This window comes from Halorussus salilacus (assembly GCF_024138125.1).
Taxonomy (GTDB): Archaea; Halobacteriota; Halobacteria; order Halobacteriales; family Haladaptataceae; genus Halorussus; species Halorussus salilacus.
Genome location: NZ_CP099993.1, coordinates 2,287,465 through 2,304,276 on the forward strand (window position 1 = coordinate 2,287,465; position 16,812 = coordinate 2,304,276).

14 protein-coding genes and 1 pseudogene are annotated in these 16,812 nt (G+C 61.1%); 4 read left to right on the plus strand and 11 right to left on the minus strand.

The features are described 5' to 3' along the window. Positions 1-264 precede the first annotated feature (264 nt). From NGM10_RS11755 to NGM10_RS11765, 3 genes are all read right to left on the minus strand, one after another. Positions 265-2,022, minus strand: coding sequence for a DUF8712 domain-containing protein (locus NGM10_RS11755; protein WP_253478971.1), 1,758 nt, complete (start codon positions 2,020-2,022; stop codon positions 265-267). A 138-nt stretch (positions 2,023-2,160) separates the two neighbouring features. Continuing rightward, on the minus strand, positions 2,161-3,612 hold the full coding sequence (locus NGM10_RS11760; protein WP_253478973.1) for an oligosaccharide flippase family protein: 1,452 nt from the start codon (positions 3,610-3,612) through the stop codon (positions 2,161-2,163). Positions 3,613-3,697: 85 nt separating this feature from the next. Beyond that, entirely contained in the window at positions 3,698-6,187 is a 2,490-nt protein-coding gene (locus NGM10_RS11765) for a GH92 family glycosyl hydrolase (protein ID WP_253478975.1), read from the minus strand. A gap of 106 nt (positions 6,188-6,293) precedes the next feature. Between NGM10_RS11765 and NGM10_RS11770 the strand changes: the two genes are divergently transcribed. Further along, positions 6,294-6,812, plus strand: coding sequence for a DUF4330 domain-containing protein (locus NGM10_RS11770; protein WP_253478977.1), 519 nt, complete (start codon positions 6,294-6,296; stop codon positions 6,810-6,812). Between the two features lie 314 nt (positions 6,813-7,126). On the opposite strand, the gene NGM10_RS11775 is transcribed toward NGM10_RS11770, so the two are convergent. Next, positions 7,127-8,371 (minus strand): MFS transporter, encoded by a 1,245-nt coding sequence (locus tag NGM10_RS11775; RefSeq protein WP_253478979.1) that lies wholly within the window; start codon positions 8,369-8,371, stop codon positions 7,127-7,129. Between the two features lie 318 nt (positions 8,372-8,689). Between NGM10_RS11775 and NGM10_RS11780 the strand changes: the two genes are divergently transcribed. Together NGM10_RS11780 and NGM10_RS18300 are read left to right on the plus strand one after the other, a co-directional pair. Beyond that, positions 8,690-9,256, plus strand: a complete 567-nt coding sequence (locus NGM10_RS11780) for a DUF7342 family protein (RefSeq protein WP_253478982.1) — start codon at positions 8,690-8,692, stop codon at positions 9,254-9,256. Then, positions 9,249-9,697 (plus strand): annotated as a pseudogene (locus tag NGM10_RS18300) (toxin-antitoxin system TumE family protein). Before NGM10_RS11780 ends, NGM10_RS18300 begins: the two are co-directional and overlap by 8 nt. 130 nt (positions 9,698-9,827) lie before the next feature. Here NGM10_RS18300 and NGM10_RS11785 read toward each other — a convergent pair. Further along, positions 9,828-10,241: a MarR family transcriptional regulator gene (locus tag NGM10_RS11785; protein WP_253478984.1), complete on the minus strand. Its 414-nt coding sequence runs from the start codon at positions 10,239-10,241 to the stop codon at positions 9,828-9,830. Between the two features lie 128 nt (positions 10,242-10,369). Between NGM10_RS11785 and NGM10_RS11790 the strand changes: the two genes are divergently transcribed. Beyond that, positions 10,370-10,918 (plus strand): DUF8170 family protein, encoded by a 549-nt coding sequence (locus NGM10_RS11790; protein ID WP_253478986.1) that lies wholly within the window; start codon positions 10,370-10,372, stop codon positions 10,916-10,918. A 27-nt stretch (positions 10,919-10,945) separates the two neighbouring features. On the opposite strand, the gene glmS is transcribed toward NGM10_RS11790, so the two are convergent. The 6 genes from glmS to trxA form a co-directional block, all read right to left on the minus strand. After that, complete coding sequence (gene glmS, locus NGM10_RS11795; protein ID WP_253478989.1) at positions 10,946-12,736, minus strand: glutamine--fructose-6-phosphate transaminase (isomerizing); 1,791 nt, start codon at positions 12,734-12,736, stop codon at positions 10,946-10,948. 1 nt (position 12,737) lies between these two features. Continuing rightward, positions 12,738-14,015 (minus strand): sugar phosphate nucleotidyltransferase, encoded by a 1,278-nt coding sequence (locus NGM10_RS11800; protein ID WP_253478991.1) that lies wholly within the window; start codon positions 14,013-14,015, stop codon positions 12,738-12,740. Between the two features lie 173 nt (positions 14,016-14,188). Next, entirely contained in the window at positions 14,189-14,683 is a 495-nt protein-coding gene (locus NGM10_RS11805) for a metal-dependent hydrolase (RefSeq protein WP_253478994.1), read from the minus strand. Further along, positions 14,676-15,212 carry an OB-like fold-containing membrane protein gene (locus tag NGM10_RS11810; RefSeq protein WP_253478997.1) on the minus strand — a complete coding sequence of 179 codons (537 nt, stop codon included), beginning with the start codon at positions 15,210-15,212 and terminating at the stop codon, positions 14,676-14,678. The genes NGM10_RS11805 and NGM10_RS11810 overlap by 8 nt, the downstream gene beginning before the upstream one ends. 119 nt (positions 15,213-15,331) lie before the next feature. Next, positions 15,332-16,369, minus strand: a complete 1,038-nt coding sequence (locus tag NGM10_RS11815) for an NAD(P)/FAD-dependent oxidoreductase (protein ID WP_253478999.1) — start codon at positions 16,367-16,369, stop codon at positions 15,332-15,334. Next, complete coding sequence (gene trxA, locus NGM10_RS11820) at positions 16,370-16,726, minus strand: thioredoxin (protein ID WP_253479001.1); 357 nt, start codon at positions 16,724-16,726, stop codon at positions 16,370-16,372. Between the last annotated feature and the right edge of the window lie 86 nt (positions 16,727-16,812).

The window sequence follows — 16,812 nt, forward strand, 5'->3', positions numbered from 1 at the left end:
ATATGGTGTAATTTAATTTTGCCATTGAGGCCAAGGGTTCCATGTCTCGTTTGTAAGCGGTACTCTAGCCGTTCAAGAATTTAAATTCAATATATTAGTATCGGAACTAATTATGGGGGCTAAAAATACAGCTAGAAAGTATAGTGAGGGATAGCATAAACGGCAACAGTAATTCTCAGATTGACCAGAATCAGAATGTAACCGTCTGGTCGGATGAATCCAGTACCAGCCGCTTTATTACGCCATGGGCAGATAGATTCAAATCTACCTCTTTGGTTCATCTGAAAATGCTTGATAGACTGTGGCGTTCTTTATAAGGTTGCGCGTTATCGAGTTTTCCCATCCTCGTTTCAACCTGCTAATCGCCTCAATAATATTATAATTAATAGTGACTAGGGAACGCCACATTCCCGACTTCGTTACTGTGGCACGTAACCGTGGACTTTGGAAAGTATGATCAATTAGGGCAACGATTTGAGATGTCTTTGTGGCTGCACTAATTTGGAGGATGCTATGACAAAATAATGATGAATTAAATTTCGGTTGGGATGTTACCCGTCGGAAGTCCAACGTTGTAAGCACGATAACACCGCCTATGAGGGAAAACCGGAAAAAGTGCTTCGTAAAGAGTGCGATAAAGTCCTGCTCCATTACGAAAAAGAACGATGGAAACATGATGCCGACAAATGTTGCGTACCCAGCGTGATTTTGGGTTTCAACGAGATAGCTGTTAAGCATTCGCCAGATAATGCCGACTAGGACCATTCCGAGTGCGACACCCGCGAGATTGGCGCTCCAGTAGAGCTGTCCGGGTAGGGTAGGGGGGACGGCTTCCGCTGCCGCGTATTCCCCCGGCGGGATAATCAACTCGGTGTAGAGACGACCCATACTTGTCTGGGGTTTCTCTGGCCACAGAAGTCGCGGGACCATCGTCTGAGGAATGAGGAAGAAGTCCGTGCCATAGTAATGCGGAACTTGATCAGGGACGCGGTGAACCAAATACGAAAGAGTATTCGATCCAATAAGACGATGGCCAAGCGCCTTCACTAAACTCAGGGACTGAAACTTTGCGGCAACAGCAGACAGAGAAAGCGCGCCTTCATGCCGGTAGACAGTGACGAATGGGAACATCAATACCATTATAATGAGAGTACTTATCCCAGCTGTAGCATACCGAACAGACTGCTTGTAAGATCGGTCCGATAGGAGGTAAACGGTCATAACCATGCCTAGAAGTAAAAATGGAACTGCACGCCGTCGGCCAGTTAGTAACTGGAACCCCAGCTCGGGAAGCAAAACGAGTGCGGTAGCGAAATAGAACCGCCAGTCGCGACCTCGAACCGCAACCGTGAGAAGCATAAATACTGCGAGGGATGATAGTTCGCCAATTATTTTCAAGTAGGTTGTGCCAGGAACACCGAGGAAGCGTTCAGTCGCAGGGGTGGCCAGCCACCCAAGGATGCCGCCAGATGCGAGATACATAATAGTAATGCGGGCAGTCCAGCCGACAGTAAGACAACCTGCGATAATCCACGGGAGACGGCTGTGACGCCAATCTGGTGCAAGGTCAGGGAGACGATTTGCAGTTCTATACCCAATAGGGAGGCTATAGCCGAACCAAAAACAGACAAACCCAATGGTAGCGACGGAGAGGCCCGCACTGAGGGCTCCGACTATCGCGTCGTCGGGGAGAATGTTGATCGGGGGTCCACCGAACTGGAGGACATATAGCGTCCCGAGGACCATGTGGGCGAAGTAAAATGCGGTGAACCAGAGCCCGAGTTCGGCGACGTTGAACGATCCAGTCCGGAGCCGCAAAACGAGCGGCAGGACCGATAGGGAGGTGAGCAGACCGAGGTTGAGCGCAACAAAGTACGGGCTTGTGAACGGGATACCGAACGCGAAGAGTACAAGCGCTGTAAGTTCGCCAATCAGAATGACACCGAGGAGGAGTACGCGGTAGTAGCGGTTGCGTTCTCCCTCAACGTCTCGTAGCGAAGGCGAGATTGAGAACGTTACCATTGTGGAGGCGTTTACCGAGGGAATTGATAAACCTTTACTAAGTCATTTCCATGTCGTTGGGTACCCAACGTTGGCAGTGCATCCAATAAATAGCCACCCTCTTCGACGACTCTTGTAGGCCGTTGAGGTCCGGCAAATCTATTCTATCGAGTCAAAGAGGATATTGTCACCCTCGTCGAAGCCGAGAAGCCAGACGATGGCAAAGAAAACGAGTAGAGAAAGCCCACCGATAGCGAAAACGCGAACGACACCCGGGACGGGTAATTGTCTTCCGAACCACATCACTAACGTCGCACAGCCGACTGCGAAGAACTCGCGGAGATATTTTAGAGAGTACGGCTGGATTCCGAGCAGGTACCAAACTTCCAGAAGCCGAAGCGTATTCACTAAAGCCAGAGATATTGCAGTGGCGATGGCGGCACCGAGAAGTCCGAGGTGCTGAATAAGCACAAAATTGAGCGCGACATTCAATACGGCAACGATGGACGTGTTGACCGCTTCTAACCGTTCGTAATCCGACATTATGAGGAAGTATCCGCTGACACCGGTACTTGCCGTAATCATCTGTCCCGCCCCCAGAACGACGAGCGCTACCTCCGTTTCTCTGGTCACCGTTCCGAACAGATTGAGAACCTCCTCTGAAAAGAGACAGAGAAACAAGAATCCGAGAACAGTTAAGACTGTTACCCACTTCGTCAGTGACGTGTATAGACGAGCGAGTTGTGTCTGTCTATCATTGTGAGTGAAGTCTGAGACCACCGACGGAAGGATCGTGTTTGCGGATTTTAGTACGAGGGTCAACAGGACTGACGTTTGATAGACGGCCTGATACCAGCCTGTTTCTGTCGCCGAAGTGAGAATACCAAGAAAGAAAATATCCGTCCACGATACCAGATATTGCATCGTAGCTGAAAGTAATAGCGGGAGCGAAAACACCAGCAGTTCCTGTGTATTCCACGATACGCTGTTCTGTATCGTGAAGACTTCCTCGACGTGAAGGAAGTAGATGACGAGAGCGATTCCCAAAAATAGAGAGATTAGATATCCAGCGATTACGTACTGAAGACTATCGAGCACGTATGCTCCACCACCAACTAGAAGTATTGCAAATCCAGATTGGCCGAAGTCCCTCGCGTAGACCGCGTATTTCGTCTCTTTGAGTCCCCGAGTTACGGCCAGACCGACCATCAGCGTTGCGAATAGTGGTATCCCGAGATAGAATAATTCCACCTGCGACCGCATCGTCACGTCGACGACCGCGAAGATGATGCCCTGACCAAAGTAGAAGACCAGAGCTAGGATGGTTCCGACCAGAAGGGGTATCCCGAGACAGAGGACTGCTGTTCCGGTAACCTTTGCGTCGTCCCCATTCGAACGATATATCGGGACGAACTTTTGTGCACCACCCTCTAATCCGAAGCGGGCGAGGACACTCCCGGCTTTCATTACGACGAGTCCGAACGCAAAGATCCCCAGAGCATCGGTACCGAGTCCACGTGCGATAACGACATTGAGGGCGTATCGGAGACCTTTCCCAATTAGCGCCCCCAAAAACGCTATAGAGACCAGCTTCGTAATACTACGGCCCATCGATGCATTCCACGGGATAGCACAGAAAGTGGCCTCATAACTCTACCTAATTAGTCGTGGTCCCCTAAATGGGTGACTCAGAGATTCAATCGCTATTACTTTGTTCTGACGGTGGCGCATCTTTGATGTTACCTCCCCAGTTTTTGTTCGGTTCTGGGCCAAGTTCCAGTTCGATTTCCCCACCAGCAGCAAGTTCCTCATGAGGGAACCACGGTCCATCTAACACCTCTCCATTTAGGCTAGCGGACTGGATGTACTGGTTGGCTGGCTCGTTATCGGTGGTCCGGATTGTGAAAGTGTCACCGCTGTAGTAATCGTCGTCAAGACGAATTGTAACTTCATCGAATATACACGAAGTGAGATCATAAATCGGGTTTGATGCTGCCCCACCGCGAACCGAGAAGAGTCCAAGGGCCATGAGCACCCCCAGCGCCCCGATCTGTCCTTGGTCCTCATCGCCGTGGTAGCCAGCGTACGGCGAGACGTTCCCGTAGGCTTCCTCTTTGACTTGCCGAACCCATCTTTGAGTTTTCCACGGTTGACCGATATAATTGAACAAGTGAGCCATGTGCAACCCCGGCTGGTTCCCGAAGTCGATGGGGTGACTCGCACGTTCTTTATTCTCTGGAACGAAATCGTATTCTTTCCCTTCTCGGAATGCCTTATCGAGCCGTTCGGCGTACTTTTCGGGACTGCCGAAAAGTTCGGCTAATCCAGCGACGTCATGCGGTACGAAGTTGGTATAGATAGCAGAGTTCGCTTCGGTGAAATCCTCTGTCTTATTTCCCTCGCCGAAAGGATGGAACGGTGTGAGCCACGACCCGTCTTTGTTTCTTGGACGCATGTACTTCCAATCGTCGTCCCAGAGATGCCGGTAGTTCTGGGCCCGTTCACGGAACTGTGTTGCGTCCTCCCGATGATCAAGCGAATCCGCGAGTTCGGCTAGACACCAATCTTGGTAGGCGTACTCCAGAGTCATCGATGCACCTTCTCGATGGTGGCCTCCAGCCTCGATGTCAGCCGGAACGTAACCCTGGTCTATGTAGTATTCCATTCCCCCACCGCGTGCGTCGTCAGTGTGTTCGTAGCCCGCATGATCGCGGATTCCACCCGGAAACGCATTCTTCCGCAACCCTTCGTAGGCCGCCTCGATGTCGAAATCACGGATACCCTTGTGCCACGCCGCGGCGATGAACGGTACTGCCTGATCGCCAATCATGACGTACGTGTAATTACCCCCCGAAGGACCACGTGGTAGGAGCCCTCCGTCTTTGTACATACGGACCATCGAATTGCAGAAGCTCGACATTACCCGCGGATACGCAATCGACCAGAGAATATTGAGATTCCATTGGCTCCCCCACCAAGCATCGTGTTGATGATGAGGATAGCGAGGTCGACCTTCGCTGTCGAGTTCTACTCTGCGAACCGTCCTCTGACTACCGGTAAAATCACTGTACCGACCGTCGATATCGCTAACGATACGTCGCCCCTGTAGAGCGTGCCAAAGGTCTGTATAGAACTTCGTCTTCTGTTTGTCTGACCCACCTGATACTTCAACACGTCCAAGCCATTGGTTCCACTCTGCGACGGCGTCCGCCTGAATCTCGTCGAAGCCCGAATTGGAGAATTCGCCCTCTAAATTGCGTCGCGCTCCCTCGACGCTCGTATAAGAAATCCCGACCTTTACTATGATTGAATCACCCTCCGACGTGTCGTATCGAACAGCGGCACCGGCGTCACTACCGGCTATCGAGTCGAAGTCCCCATCAAGTTGCTTCCCATCTTTCCATCCCTCAAAATCATTGAACGGTTCACTGAATTGGGCGACAAAGAATACGGGCGTCTCCTTCGGTCGCCGGAGTGTGCTATCGAGTAGCGAGTATCCCGCGATTTCTCTGTCGTTGACGCGCTGAACCTCGGTATAAGATACGTCGCTTTGACCGATGTCAGCACCGGTGTCGAAGAGGACTCGACTTTCGTCGTCTTCAGGGAACGTATAGCGGTGGACGCCAACTCGGGTCGTAGATGTGAGCTCGGCTGTCACATCGTACGCTTCAAGCTCAACTCGGTGATATCCTGGCTTGACGACCTCGTCGTCGTGATTAAAACGCGACTCGTAGGAGTCCATCCCTTGGTGACCCTTGAACTCACCAGTCGTCGGCATGACTGGGATACCGGCCAGTTGCCACGCGTGAACGTGACTAAAACATCGCACGTATTCACGGTCGTAGACGTAGCCAGCGTCCCATGTTCCGTCGGTGACTGTGTCGGGACTGAGGTTTACTAATCCGAACGGTCGACACGCTGAAGAAAAGTAAAACCATCGCGTGTCGGACGTATCGATTCGTTGCTCAACCCATTCGGCTGGTTTCTTCCCATCTATATTTGGTTGGTGGGTGTTGTCATCGGGGGCAAGTTCCGATCGATTTGGGAGGTTATCGTAATCAATCTCTTCCTCGTCAGTTTTGGAGCCGCTACAGCCAGCTAACCCAGCGATGACACTCGTCCCTAATCCTAGTACTGCACGGCGGGTCAAATTTGTCTGCGGAATACAGGATTGGCGGTTCGTCATAGGGGTCCGTGCTGTTTGTATATATAAACCGTTGTCGTATCGAAACACAACAGTTTAGCGCCCAGGCCGAAAACAAGTCGAAACACGAAGACGGAGCCATGAATCTATGAATATCATCGACGACAAGGGCCGACTCTTTGGCACGATTAACATCATCGATGCGCTCGTTGTCCTACTCGTCTTCGCGGTCGTCGCTGGCGGGACGGCGTTCGTCCTTGGAACTGATGACCAGTCAACGAGTACCGACCAACAGACTACGACCGTTACCCCCGACACGAGTACCGACCAACAGACTACGACCGTTACCCTCGACATAACCCACGTCCAACCCTACGTCGCAGACGCCATCCCTGAGGGCCGAATCAGCTCCGACGACGTAGCCATCGTGGAGAACAAGTCGGTTCGACCGGCGGAAGTAATCGTCGAGGATCAGGACGGCCAACTCCACGAGCAGACCCATCCGCGAAAGAAGACCGTCACCCTCGAACTCACACTTAACACGACAGAAACCGACGACGAACTCCTGTTCCGCGACGAGCCGCTTGAGGTCGGCCGCGAGCTGACCCTCGACCTCGGCCGCGTCACCGTCGACGGAACCGTCACGGAATTCCCGAACGAGGGCTGACGAGATCCGGTTTCGACCCTCTCCGAGGGATCGACCGAGTTCGAGCCGTCTCGATCTGGACGTGAGGTAGGGTTCGCCCTGCTGTTGAACGAATTCGACGGTAGAATCGGCTCCGCTGAACATGTCGGTGATGGCCGATGAGTCGAGAAACGTTATTGCTAGAGACTCTTTCGGGAGCGTTCCATGGCCTCGCGTGTCCGATAGGCGTCGTCGGCCTATGGGCCGATATCGATGAAATCCGCTGCGTAGCCCAGTCGGCTCAGGGATTCGTCCCACGTTTCGTCGTTCCGCTTCAATCAGAAGCGCCTGTCTGCTTACCCCTCGGGAACCAGCACCGACAACACCGCCGTAACCGCTCCCACACCCGCCAACAAGAAGAACGCCTCGTCGAAGTACCCCATATCGGCCAGCGCCCCCATCACGGTCGGACTCCCCGCACCCACCAGCATGTAGCCGGTCCGCAACGCCCCCAGACCGGTCCCCTGCACGTCATCGGGAAACGCGTCGGTCAGATACGTCAGCGTGATGGTGCCGTACCCCAGCAGACTGCTCGCGAGCGCGGTCACCGCGATAATCCCGACCAGCCCGTCGACCAGCGGGAGCGCGACCAGCGACGCCGTCAACGCCACCAGCACGACCGGAAGAACCCGACGGAGCCCGCGGGCGTCGTAGGCCGACCCCGCGAGGGGCTTGACCAGAATACCCAGCGCGAAGAAGCCTCCGAACAGCACGGTCGAAGTCGTCGGAGCCAGCTCCTTGACCTCGACGAGGTAGGTCGGGTAAAAGCCCGTGAACGCCTGCCAGACGCAGTAGCTCAGCGTCTGGATGGCGACCACGAGCGCGACCGGGCGACGCCACAGCGCGCCGCCGATTCGGCGTATCGTGTCGAACGCACCCCGGGAGTTCGCCCCGTCGCCCGTCGCGTCGGCCTCCGGTCGGGAATCGCTCGCATCGCTCGGCACCACGACGTGGATGCCGACCGCCGCGACCACGAGTAACGGAATCGCGAGTCCGAACCCGAGTTGCCACGCGAGCGCGACCGCGAGCGCCCCCGCAAGCGGGGGCAGGAGACTATTCCCTAAATCCCCCGCGGCCATCGTCAGCCCGATGGCGGTCCCGCCGCGCTCGGGGTACGTCGTCGTCAGAATCGTGAACCGGGCGACGCCGTACAGTGCGGTCGCGAACCCGAACAGCAGGGTCGCGCCGAACAGCACCGCCACCGAGTCGGCGACCACGACGAACGCCAGCGCGAGCGCCGAGACCACCGTACTCGCGACCAGCGTCCGCCCGCCCCCCAACCAGTCGTCGAGTATCCCGCCGGGAAGCTGGCCCAGCGCGTAGGCCACCCACAGTGCGGTGATGAGCAGGCCCGCGGTCGTCAGGTCGAGGGTGTAGGCCTCGCGCAACTGGGGCAGGACGGCGGGGTATATCATCCGGACGCCCAGCGAGAGGAACCACCCGCCCGCGACCGCGGCGAGGACCGGACCGCGGCCACCGCTCCAGAGTTCCCGGCCTAGGCGACGAAGGCTCCCGAGTCGGTCGGCGACACCAATCGGCATGCTCGTGACTGCTCCCGTACCACGCTCTGGCTCTCCGCACGCTAAAACCCCGTCTTCGAGGCAAGGGGAACGGACTTCCTTAGCTACTCGGGGTGATTTATTATCTCCGTTTGCGTAAGGCCCAGTCTGATAATCTTCCGCTTGTGGCTTCCGTCGACTCCGACGACGGTCAAGAACTACTGGCAAAGCCCCTGAGTTGTCCAGCAGGATTCACTACTGAACGAAGTGACAAGCTTCGCCACACCGAGCAGAAATAATTCAGTTCACGATAGATAGATATCCGATAGGGTCCAACGATTAGGAGACAGGAGGATGGTGATGGATTTGACTGACGTTCCCGACGATGTTCGGAATCCAGACGAGGAACCGCCGGATTTCACCGAGTGGGACGCACCCGAGAAGGTCCTGAAAGGCGGTCCAACGCGAGAACGACTACTCGGTGTCGTCTTACAACTCCGTACCCCAACCAAAGTCGCTGAAATCGCGGACAGAGCAGACTGCGATACCGAGACCGCGCGCGACTACCTTGAATGGTTCACCTCGATGGGGATGACGCGCGAGATTCCGGGGCGGCCGGTGAGATACGAGCGAAACGAGTCGTATCTGCGGTGGCGCAGAATCGAACAGATTCGAGAACAGTACTCTGAGAGTGACATCGTCGAGGAACTCAAACAAACGATGGAGCAGCTCGAAGAGTACCGGGCGCGATTCGACGCTGACAGTCCGGATGACGTGTCGCTCGTGGACGAGACTGGCGAGTCAGCGGTCGAAGAGGTGTGGGAGGCGGTGAACGAGTGGAAGACGCTTGAGCGACGGGCAGAGCTGTTAGATACGGCGCGGCAGAACGGTCATCCGTCGAGCGGCGGTTCCAGGGTCGATGCCTGACGACCGGCCGAGTGACGACGAGGACGTCGCGGAGAATGTCGGTGGCATCGACACCGAGATTCTCGAACAGATCGGACAACATCTCGAACGAAGCCAGCGGTTCTCGGAGGTCGTGTTCCAGCCGGACTACGCGCCGAGTTCCGTCGTGGCAGAATACGACACGGATACTTTCCGGCGGCCATCCACCGGGCGTATCTGTAGATTCGATGGTACGAAACGGACGATTTCAGCGTCCACTACTCCGAGCAGTACAGCGATGGAGGCCAGTAGGAGTGTCGGTGGGGCCGCCATCCGAACAGCCACAACACGCGCTCTCATTTTCACCCGCCACCAAATGCAACGACACCCGGCGACGATGCGCAGTACGCCAGCGACTGGCGAGACGTCCTTTCGAGCGTGCTTGAGGACTTAGACGACCGAATCGAAGCGTTCTGGGAGTGAACTCGAAAGTCGTCTTATCCTCTCTTGGGTTCAGAACAGCTACGCAGTTAGCGAATCCGTGATTCGACGCCTGTGACGGTGGATGCACTTCAGGACGGACTCGAAGAGCGATACGCTCCCAAAGAACGAACTACGAGTCCGCGGGCCGCGGCGCGTTCTCGTACTTGACCATCTTCTCGGGCTTGTCGGAGATCGTCTTGTAGATTCGCTGAAGCGTCTCTTCGGCCGCGAGGAGGTTGTGTTCGTCGAGGAACTCGCGTCCTTCGTCGGTGAGGCCGTAGAACTTCCAGGGGTAGCCTTGGCGGCGCTCGTCGTCGTCGAGCGCGACCTCCTCGACGATTCCGGCGTCGATCAGCTTCTGGACGTGCTTGTAGACGGTGGCGTCGCTGACGCTCGGATTGAGTTCCTCGAGTTCGTACATCGAGGGGAGTTGGTCGGGGTGCTGGAGGATATTGTTGACGAGCGCGAACCGCGTCTCCTGCGTGACGAAGTGGAGCAGTTCGCGGGTTTCGCTTCCGCCAGTGGTCCCGAGGTCAGTGCTCATACGACCCAGTAGGAGACGCGGCGACAAGTAGTTTACCCTTGAGTAAACTACCCCGCGGTAAACAAGGGCACTAATCACTGAGCGGGTCACCCAAAAACGATATTCCCGTTGCGTGGGACACCTCCCTCATGCCCGACGACGCGCCGCCGGTCCCGCACGAACTTCTCACGAGCGCCAGGGAGGAACTCGACGACGAGGAGATATCGCTGGCCGACAACGAGGAGATACTGCACGCGCTGAGCGAACTAACCCCCGTCTACGAGAACGAGCGGTCGTACTTCGTGCTCGGCAACTACGACCGAGAACCGATTCGCCGATTGAATCTCGTCGTCGATAGACTGAACCGACGGACGGACGCCTACGCCTTCCGCATGGTCGACGTCCGCGGCGAGTGGGACAACAGCATCCAGAAGTTCTGCCTCATCGCGGATATCGTCACGTACCTCGTCGGCGTCGCTGAGAAGGAACCGAGCGACTTCCTAGTCGAGCAGGGACTCCTCGTCGGTACGACCGAGTACTTCTCGAAGAGCCACGTCCTCAAGCGAGAGTACGAGGACGAGGAACACCCGTTCGGGTGGATGCAGGACGGCGTCTTCGAACTGTTCGACCGCGAGGGCCAACTGTACCGGTGGCGAACCGAACCAGACCTCGTCGAGGCGACCGACGAACTGCCGTGAACTCGATTCGGAGCAGGAAACTCAGTCCTACTCCACCGTCACGCTCTTCGCGAGATTCCGCGGCTTGTCGATGCTCCGACCCAACTCCGCCGCGACGTAGTAGGCGACCAACTGCAACTGGACGTTCGCCAGCACCGGCGCGACCCGCGGGTGGGTCTCGGGAATCGAGAGCACTTCATCGGCGTAGCGCTCGACCTCCGACGCGCCGTCGGTCACCGCGACCACCGGCGCGTCCCTCGCTTCGACCTCCTTGACGTTGCCCACGGTCTTGGTCGCCTCCTCGCCGTCGCCCGTCACGACCGCGAAGACGGGCGTCCGGTCGGTCACGAGCGCGAGCGGGCCGTGTTTCAGCTCCCCGGCGGGAAAGCCCTCGGCGTGCCGGTAGGTGATCTCCTTCATCTTGAGCGCGCCCTCCAGCGCCACCGGGTGGTGGTAGCCCCGGCCGATGAAGAAGTAGCCGTCGCTGTCGACGAACCGGTCGGCGACCTCCTCGGCGCGCGAGGAGTCGAGTATCTCCTGGACTTGCCCGGGCAGGTCACGGAGCGCCTCGACGACCTCGCGGGCGTCGCCGCGCTCGGCCAGCGACGCCGACAGCAGATTGGCCGCGACCACCTGCGAGGAGAACGTCTTGGTCGCCGCGACCCCGATCTCCGGCCCGGCGCGGATGAACAGCGTCCGGTCGCACTCCCGGGCCGCGGTCGAGCCGACGACGTTGGTCAGCGCCAGCGTCTCGACGCCCCGGCCCTTGGCCCGCCGGAGCGCCGCCAGGGTGTCTGCGGTCTCGCCGCTCTGGGTGATTCCGACCACCAGCGTTCCGTCCGAGATCGGCGGCGGCGAGGTGGCGTACTCGCTCGCGAGGAACGCCTGGGCCCGGACGCCCGCCGCTCGCAACGTCTGTGCGCCGTAGAGCGCGGCGTGATAGCTGGTCCCGCAGGCGACGAACTGGACCGCGTCGGCCTCCAGCCCCTCCAAGGCCTCGACGTTCACGGTTCCGGTCAGCTCGTCCACCCGCCCGCGCAGGCACTTCCGGAGCGCCCGGGGCTGCTCGTGGATCTCCTTGAGCATGTAGTGGTCGTAGCCGCTCTTTGCGGTCTCCTCGGCGTCCCACTCGACCCGCGAGACCGACTTGTCGAGTCGCGCGCCCGACGCGTCGGTCACGCTCCAGGTCCCCGACTCCAGTCGCGCGAACTCGCCGTCTTCGAGGTACACCACGCGGTCGGTGTACTCCAGGAACGCGGGCACGTCGCTCGCCAGATACGCGGCGTCGTCGCCGACGCCGAGGACCAGCGGCGACCCCGACCGAGTCGCCAGCAACGCCTCGGACCCGGCGAACACCGCGGCGAGCGCGTAACTGCCCTCCAGCCTCGCGACCGCCGACCGGAACGCCTCCTCGGGGCTCGCACCGCCCGCGAGCGCGTCCTCGATCAGGTGCGGAACGACCTCGGTGTCGGTGTCGCTGTCGAACTCGTGGCCCGCCTCCCGTAGCTTCGCTTTGAGTTCGTCGTAGTTCTCGATGATGCCGTTGTGGACGACCGCCACGTCGCCCGAACAGTCGGTGTGGGGGTGGGCGTTAGCGTCGCTGGGCGGTCCGTGGGTCGACCAGCGGGTGTGGCCGATACCGACCGGCCCGCCGAGTCCGGGGTCGACCGCGCGCTGGAGCATCTCGATCTCGCCCTCGCGCTTGCACACGTCGAGGTCGCCGTTCGCGAGCGCCACGCCCGCCGAATCGTAGCCGCGGTACTCCAGTCCTTCCAGTCCCGCGAGCAGCACGTCGAGGGTCCGGTCGGCCCGCCCGGCGTGACCGATGATTCCGCACATGTCAGCGCAACACCTCGGCGCGTTCCTTGACGTTTTCGGAGACGGTCACGCCCGTGTGGAGATGCGCGCGCGGGGCGACGAGCGTCCCCGGCGCGAAGCTCACGTCGCCGTCGGCGCGTACGCGGTCGGCCACCAGCGCGCCGAGCTGCTGGTCCTCGAACACGACGTCCTCGACGCGCACGTCGCCCGGCCCGCCGGGGACCGTGGTGTTCGCGCCCAGCGCGACCCCCTGTCCGGTGACGCAGTCGATGAGGGTCGAGTTCGGGCCGACCCTGGCGTCGGTGTCGAGGACCGACCGCTCGACCACTGCGTTCGCGCCGACCGTGGCGTTGCGGCCCAGCGCGGTGAACGGGCCGACCACGGCCCCGGGCCGGACCTCCGAGTCGGGGCCGACCACGACCGGCCCCTGAAGGGTGGCGTCGTCGTGGACGGTCGCCGAGTCGGCGACCCACACCGCGTCGTCGCGCTCGGGTTCGGTGACCCGTCCCTGAAGTAGCAACTCTCGGGACACGTCCAGCAGGTCCCACGGGTAGGTCGCGTCGACCCACAGCCCCTCGGTGGTGACGCCCCGGACCGTGGTCTCGTCGGCCGAGGGGTCGTCGGCCGACGACCCCTCGGCCGACGATTCGTCTCCGGATGCCTCCTCCTCGTCGGCCTCCCGCTGGATGAGTCGGACGAGGGTGTCGGTCAGCGCGAGTTCGCCCTGGACGCGCGGGGTCTCCTCGACCGCGTCGAAGATGGAGCCGTCGAAGGCGTAGACGCCAGCGTTGAGCAGGCGGTAGTCGTCGGTCTCGGGCTTCTCGACCAGTTCGACCACGCGGTCGCCCTCGGTCACGACCGCGCCGTAGTGGGAGACGTCGGCCTGCTCGGTCACCGCGAGCATCGCGCTCGCGCCGTCGCCCTCGAAGGCGTCGAGCACGTCCTCGACCATCCGGCGTTCGATGACTTGGTCGCCGTTGACCACGAGGAAGCCGTCCTCCCCGGCGACGCCCTCGCGGGCCGCCAGCAGGGCGTGACCGCTCCCGAGTTGCTTCTCCTGGACGACGTAGTTGATGGGGACGTTCCGATACGTCGGCCCGAAGTGGTCCTGCACCCGGTCGCGCTTGTAGCCGACGACGACGTGGAGGCGCTCGATTCCCGCGCCGATGAGCGCGTCGAAGACGTGTTCGAGGATGGGCCGGTCGGCGGCCGGGAGCATCGGTTTCGGGCGATTGCGGGTCAGGGGACGGAGCCGAGTGCCCTCGCCCGCGGCCAGCACGACGGCGGCGCGAACTGTCATGGTTCGGTCATCGGTCAGAACCGGTATCAACCTTCGGCTTTTTTACGGGATCGTCGTCGATTCGACCCCGGCGAGCGCGCCGACCGTCGGCGCGCTCGCCGAGGTCGCGACCTCCGCGCCCACGTCGTTGCCGTCGCCGTCGGTCAGGGACGAGACCGCTCCGACGCCGCCTGCTACTCGGACCCGCGGCGATACCGCGTCGCGAGCCAGACGGCCGCGGCGAACGCCGCGGCCGCGACGGCGGGGTCGGGCTGGGTGCTCAGGTACAGCCCCGGCGTCGGCGGGTGGTACTGCGAGACCGGCCAGCCAATCGCGTACGAGCGCCCCGACGGCTTCAGGAGCAGGCCGTCGGCCAGCAGATGGGAGACCGCGCCGACGCTCAACAGCGCCGCCACGCGGCCCCGCTCGGCCCGGGCGACGACCGTCGCTCCGAGCGCTATCGCGACGAACACGCCGCCCGCGGTGTGGAGCGCGAACCAGTCGAACGGGACGCCGAGCGCCGCTTCGACGGCGGTGCTGGGAACGAGTAGCTCGGCCTTCGAGAGGTCGGGGACGAACGCGCCCGCCATGACGACCGTGACGTACGCGGGCGACAGCCACGCGTAGCGCCACGAGAGGAGCAGACCGAGCGCGTACGCGAAGAGTGCGTGAGCGAGCAGGTCAGGCATCCTCGTCCTCCCGCCCGGCGAGAGTCCGGAGTCGTCCGAACCCGGGGGCGTCGCGCTCCCCGCCCCGGGGTTCGAGCGCCCACCCTTCGGCGTCGAACCGCCACTGGCGTGCGAGCCGCGCGAGCACCCAGAGCCCGGCGAGCAGCGACGCCGACAGCGCGTACCGCGTCCCGCCCGACCCGACCGTGAAGGCGTTTTCGGCCCGAACCGTCCGGCCCGGTTCGACGACGCCGAAGACCCACAGCGTCTCGCCCTCCCGGACAGGCGTCGAGAGGTCGGTGACGGTCAGCTGGCGGGAGTCGCCCGCGCCAGTGACGACCACGGTGACCGGGTCGGTGTCGACGACCTGCCCGGTCAGGGTCGCGCGGTCGCCGACGTACGCGTCGTACTGTCCGAGGAGGTCCTCCTGGTCCGGGTGGGCCCCGAGTTCGGGCGCGGGAGCCAGCGCCCCGTACCAGACGCAGAGTCCGAACAGGAGCGACAGGAGGGCGAACACCGCGGCGACTCGGCTTCGAGGGGTGGTGAGCATGCGTCGAACGGCGAGACGGCGCGGGTCGGCCGTCGGTACCGACGAGGACGCGAACGAGGATAAAAGGTAGCGTCCCCCACCGGCCTCGCGTCGGCCGCTGGGGTACGGTCCGAACCGTCCTACGCCGTCGTCTCGACGGGGCTCTCGGCGGTCTCCGCGCGCGCCGCCGCCTCGTCGAGCCACGCCTCGGCGTCGAGGGCGGCCATGCTCCCGGTGCCAGCGGCGGTGACCGCCTGCTGGTAGCGCGAGTCCATCACGTCGCCAGCGGCGAAGACGCCCTCGACCGACGTCTCGGTCGTCTGGCGGCCGTCGTCGTCGGTGCGGGGCAGGACGTATCCCGACTCGTCGAGTTCGACGGAGGTTTCGCGCAGGAAGCCGGTGTTCGGCGCGTGGCCGATGCCGTAGAAGACGCCCTGCACGTCGACTTCCTCGACCTCGACCTCGGCGTCACCGTCGGACAGCTTCTCCTTCGGTAGCCCGTCGGGGTGGCTGACCAGCGTGGCCCCGGTGAGCCCCTCCTCGGGGGAGCCATCGAGCGCCAGCAGTTCGGTGTTCCACCGGAACGCGATGTCCTCGTGCTCGCGGGCGCGTCGGGCCATGATTTCGGAGGCGCGCAGCTCGTCGCGGCGGTGGACGACGGTCACCGACTCGGCGAACTTCGCGAGGAAGAGCGCCTCTTCCATCGCGCTGTCGCCGCCGCCGATTACCAGCACGTCGTCGCCGCGGTGGAACGCGCCGTCGCAGGTCGCGCAGGTCGAGAGGCCGTAGCCCATGAGCTCGTCCTCGCCCTCGGCACCGACCCACCGGGCGCTCGCGCCGGTCGCGACGACGAGCGCCCGGGTCAGGACCGACTCGCCGTTCGACAGCGAGAGCTCGAAGGGCCGGTCGTCGAGGGCGGCGTCCTCGATGGTCGCGCGCTCGAACGCCGCGCCGAATCGCTCTGCCTGCTCGCGGCCGCGCTGGACGAGTTCCATCCCGCCGACGCCCTCGGGGAATCCGAGGTAGTTCTCGACGTCGGTGGTGAGGGTGAGCTGGCCGCCGGGCTCGTCGCCCTCCAGCACCAGCGGGTCGAGGTCGGCCCGGGCGGCGTACACCGCCGCCGAGAGCCCGGCCACGCCCGACCCGGCGATCACGAGGTCGCGGGTCTCCCGGGTCATCTACTCGGCGTACTCCCCGATGAGGGACGCGAGCTGTTCTTTCGGCCGGACGCCGACGACCCGCTCGACGGCCTCGCCGTCGGCGAACAGGAGCAGCGTCGGGACGCCCTGAACGCCGTACGCGCCAGCGAGCTTCTGGTTCGCGTCGACGTCGACCTTCGCGACGGTCGCGTCGGTCTCGGCCGCGAGCGAGTCGACGACGGGCGCGAGCATCTGGCAGGGGCCACACCAGTCGGCGTAGAAGTCCACGAGCACGACCGCCTCGTCGCCGACGAGCTCGTCGAACTCCTCTCGACCCTGTACCTGAACGGGTTCGTCTGCGGTTTCGTTCGTTTCCGGAGTAGCTTCGTTCGTCATCACTCCCACCTACGGACCGAGGGATGTTAAGGGTTTTGTGTATATCGCACAATATAGTTGCGGGCCGAACTGGACATCGCTCTCGT

Coding starts and splice junctions, on each gene's coding strand:
- NGM10_RS11775 (WP_253478979.1), bottom strand. CDS start 8,371: ATGCCGATTGGTGTCGCCGACCGACTCGGGAGCCTTCGTCGCCTAGGC.
- glmS (WP_253478989.1), bottom strand. CDS start 12,736: ATGTGCGGAATCATCGGTCACGCCGGGCGGGCCGACCGGACCCTCGAC.
- NGM10_RS11815 (WP_253478999.1), bottom strand. CDS start 16,369: ATGACCCGGGAGACCCGCGACCTCGTGATCGCCGGGTCGGGCGTGGCC.
- NGM10_RS11780 (WP_253478982.1), top strand. CDS start 8,690: ATGGATTTGACTGACGTTCCCGACGATGTTCGGAATCCAGACGAGGAA.
- NGM10_RS11770 (WP_253478977.1), top strand. CDS start 6,294: ATGAATATCATCGACGACAAGGGCCGACTCTTTGGCACGATTAACATC.
- NGM10_RS11755 (WP_253478971.1), bottom strand. CDS start 2,022: ATGGTAACGTTCTCAATCTCGCCTTCGCTACGAGACGTTGAGGGAGAA.
- NGM10_RS11810 (WP_253478997.1), bottom strand. CDS start 15,212: ATGCTCACCACCCCTCGAAGCCGAGTCGCCGCGGTGTTCGCCCTCCTG.
- trxA (WP_253479001.1), bottom strand. CDS start 16,726: ATGACGAACGAAGCTACTCCGGAAACGAACGAAACCGCAGACGAACCC.
- NGM10_RS11800 (WP_253478991.1), bottom strand. CDS start 14,015: ATGACAGTTCGCGCCGCCGTCGTGCTGGCCGCGGGCGAGGGCACTCGG.
- NGM10_RS11765 (WP_253478975.1), bottom strand. CDS start 6,187: ATGACGAACCGCCAATCCTGTATTCCGCAGACAAATTTGACCCGCCGT.
- NGM10_RS11785 (WP_253478984.1), bottom strand. CDS start 10,241: ATGAGCACTGACCTCGGGACCACTGGCGGAAGCGAAACCCGCGAACTG.
- NGM10_RS11805 (WP_253478994.1), bottom strand. CDS start 14,683: ATGCCTGACCTGCTCGCTCACGCACTCTTCGCGTACGCGCTCGGTCTG.
- NGM10_RS11760 (WP_253478973.1), bottom strand. CDS start 3,612: ATGGGCCGTAGTATTACGAAGCTGGTCTCTATAGCGTTTTTGGGGGCG.
- NGM10_RS11790 (WP_253478986.1), top strand. CDS start 10,370: ATGCCCGACGACGCGCCGCCGGTCCCGCACGAACTTCTCACGAGCGCC.